Raw genomic sequence first — 3499 nt, 5'->3', positions numbered from 1 at the left:
ATGGTGGTGGACAGCGTGTCGGACGTGATCACGTTGACGGGCGAGCAGATCAAGCCTGCGCCGGAGATGGGTTCGGTGCTGGACGCGGACTACCTGATCGGGCTGGGCACGCTGGACGAGCGGATGCTGATCCTGGTGGACATCGACCGCCTGATGTCCAGCGACGAAATGGGCCTCGTCGAGGCCGCAGCCACCGCCTGACCCCCGCCTGCACATTCGCCTGAAGGCACCCCATGAACTTCCTCGCCAATCTTCGCATCGCCCGACGCCTCACGCTGGCCTTTGCCATCGTGCTCGGCCTGACCGTGATCTCGACCGCCATCGCGCTGGTGTCCGCGCGCAACAACGCGGAAGCCACGCGGTTGATGATGCAGAGCCCGCTCGCCAAGGAACGGCTCATCTCCGACTGGTACGTGCTGACCTACGCGGCCATCGCACGCACCTCGATGATCGCGCGCACCACCGACGAGACCTTGCCCGCGACCTTTGCCGACGTCATCTCCGACAGCGTGAAGAAGGGCAGCGAGACCATGGCGAAGGTGGAGCCGCTGTTGTTCACCGACGAGGAAAAGGCGACCTACAAGTCGATCGTCGAGCTGCGCGCGAAGTACCAGGCCGCCAAGGACGAGGTGGGCAAGGCCAAGTCGAGCGGCAATGCGGTGGACACGGCGCGGGCGTTCAAGGACGTGTTTCAGCCGGCCGCCAAGGCCTACGAGAGCCGGGTGCTGGAGCTGCTGTCGATCGAGCGCCGCGACATCGACCGCATGAGCCACGACATCGACGCCGCCAACCTGAAGAGCTTCAACCTGCAGTTGCTGCTGACCGTGCTGACGGTGGTGTGCGGCGGCATCTTTGCCTTCTTCATCTCGCGCAGCATCGTGCGTCCGCTGGCAAGGGCGGTGGTGGTGGCCGAGACGGTGGCGCAGGGCGACCTGAGCGCGGACATTCGCGTGGACAGCCACGACGAGGTGGGCCAGCTGATGCAGGCCCTGAAGAACATGAACACCAACCTGGCCAAGGTGGTGGGCGAGGTGCGCTCGGGCACCGAGACCATTGCCACGGCGTCGGGCCAGATTGCGGCGGGCAACCAGGACCTGTCCTCGCGCACCGAGCAGCAGGCCAGCTCGCTGGAAGAAACAGCCGCTTCGATGGAAGAGCTGACCTCGACGGTGAAGCAGAACGCGGACAACGCGCGCCAGGCCAACCAGCTGGCCGTGTCGGCTTCGGAAGTGGCTGTGAAGGGCGGCAGCGTCGTGTCGCAGGTGGTCGGCACGATGGGCTCGATCAACGCCTCGTCGAAGAAGATCGTGGACATCATCGGTGTCATCGACGGCATTGCGTTCCAGACCAACATCCTGGCGCTGAATGCCGCAGTGGAGGCGGCGCGCGCAGGCGAGCAAGGCCGCGGCTTCGCGGTCGTGGCCTCSGARGTTCGCAGCCTGGCGCAGCGCTCGGCCGCAGCAGCCAAGGAAATCAAGACGCTGATCGGYGAYTCCGTGGAGAAGGTCGAGGAGGGCAGCAAGCAGGTGGAGGAAGCCGGCCGCACGATGGAMGAGATCGTCGGCAGCGTGAAGCGCGTGACCGACATCATGGGCGAGATCACCTCGGCGAGCCAGGAGCAGACCTCGGGCATCGAGCAGATCAACCAGGCCATCAGCCAGATGGACCAGGTCACGCAGCAGAACGCCGCGCTGGTCGAAGAAGCGTCGGCCGCCGCCCAGTCGCTGCAGGAACAGGCCGGCAGCCTCGTGCAGGCCGTCAGCATCTTCAAGCTCGACCACAACGCCGTGGTTGCGCGCACCGGCTTCACACGCATCACGCCCATCGCCCGGCCCGCCAAGGCGGTTGCCGCCTCCCAGTCGGCGCTCAAGCGCCCGGCCAAGGCGCTGCCTGCGCGCCGCGAACCGGCCAAGGGCGCCGCGCCGCAGTTGGCGGCGGCCGGCAGCGGCGACTGGACCGAATTCTGAGGCTCCGCGGAAGAACAACACATAACAGGCGATCCGGGGCACGCGGCCCCTCAAGGAAAAATCATCAAAGCGTTCTACAACCTCAAAATCGCGACCAAGCTGCTTGTGTCGTTCATTGCCGTCCTTGTGTTGACAGCATGCGTGGGTGCCGTTTCCTTGCTGCAGCTCGGCAAGGTCCACGGCATGACCACGGACCTCGCCACCAACTGGATGCCGGCGACGCGTTCCCTGCTCGAGATAAAGAACCTGGTGTCGCGCTACCGCTCCGAGGAACTCCAGCACATCCTGTCCGGCTCGTACACCGAGATGGGCGTCTACGAAAAGTCGATGGACGTGACCTGGGCCGCGTTGCAGAAGAGCCGCGCCGAATACCAGGCGCTCATTTCCGAACCGGAGGAGCGCGAGATCTATCCCGTGTTCGAGAAGCTGATGGCCGAGTACGCGCTGGAGCACGGCAAGGTCATCGCCATGTCGCGCACGCAGAACACCGAGCAGGCGACCGCATTGAGTGGCGGCAAGGCGCTGCAGCTGAGTCGAGAGATGAACGCGGCGCTCGACAAGCTGACCGAAGTGAACGTGGCCGGCGCCATTGGCGCGGGCAAGACGGCCGACGAGGTGTATGCCCAATCCCGCCTCTGGGTGCTGGGGCTGCTGCTGGGCGCCATTGCACTGGGCCTCGCGCTGGCGCTGTGGATCGCGCGCATCGTTGCGCGTCCGCTGGCCGAAGCCGTGAAGGTGGCGCAGTCGGTGGCCGCGGGCGACCTGACCAGCCGCATCGAGGCCAAGACGACCGACGAGACCGGCCTGCTGCTCGAAGCGCTGAAGGGCATGAACGGCAGCCTGGTGAAGATCGTCGGTGAAGTGCGCACGGGCACGGACACCATCGCGACGGCGTCGAGCCAGATCGCCTCGGGCAACCAGGACCTGTCGTCGCGCACCGAAGAGCAGGCCAGCTCGTTGGAAGAAACAGCCGCTTCGATGGAAGAGCTGACCTCGACGGTGAAGCAGAACGCGGACAACGCACGCCAGGCGAACCAGCTGGCCGTGTCGGCCTCCGAGGTGGCGGTGCGCGGCGGCAACGTGGTCGGGCAGGTGGTCGGCACCATGGGCTCGATCAACGCCTCGTCCAAGAAGATCGTGGACATCATCGGCGTGATCGACGGCATCGCGTTCCAGACCAACATCCTGGCGCTGAATGCGGCAGTCGAAGCTGCTCGCGCTGGCGAACAGGGCCGTGGTTTTGCCGTGGTGGCCTCGGAAGTTCGCAGCCTCGCGCAGCGATCCGCCGCAGCAGCCAAGGAAATCAAGACGCTGATCGGCGATTCCGTGGAGAAGGTCGAAGAGGGCAGCAAGCAGGTGGAAGAAGCCGGCCGCACGATGGAGGAGATCGTGGGCAGCGTGAAGCGCGTGACGGACATCATGGGCGAGATCACGGCGGCGAGCCAGGAACAGACCTCGGGCATCGAGCAGGTCAACCAGGCCATCAGCCAGATGGACCAGGTCACCCAACAGAACGCCGCGCTGGTCGAAGA

At 65.5% G+C, this 3499-nt stretch carries 3 protein-coding genes; all 3 read left to right on the top strand.

Annotated elements, in window-relative coordinates:
• The coding region (locus AC1DJH_RS32995) for a chemotaxis protein CheW (RefSeq protein ID WP_478188599.1) at positions 1–201 on the top strand (201 nt) is incomplete at its 5' end.
• 32 nt (positions 202–233) lie between these two features.
• Positions 234–1967: a methyl-accepting chemotaxis protein gene (locus tag AC1DJH_RS32990; RefSeq protein ID WP_478188598.1), complete on the top strand. Its 1734-nt coding sequence runs from the start codon at positions 234–236 to the stop codon at positions 1965–1967.
• Positions 1968–2030: 63 nt separating this feature from the next.
• Positions 2031–3499: methyl-accepting chemotaxis protein (locus tag AC1DJH_RS32985; protein WP_478188600.1), on the top strand; the 1469-nt coding region annotated here is incomplete at its 3' end.

Source organism: Variovorax sp. 10N412, assembly GCF_056394985.1.
The sequence above is the reverse complement of the archived record's forward strand: the minus strand, read 5'-3'. Positions and strand labels throughout refer to the sequence as shown.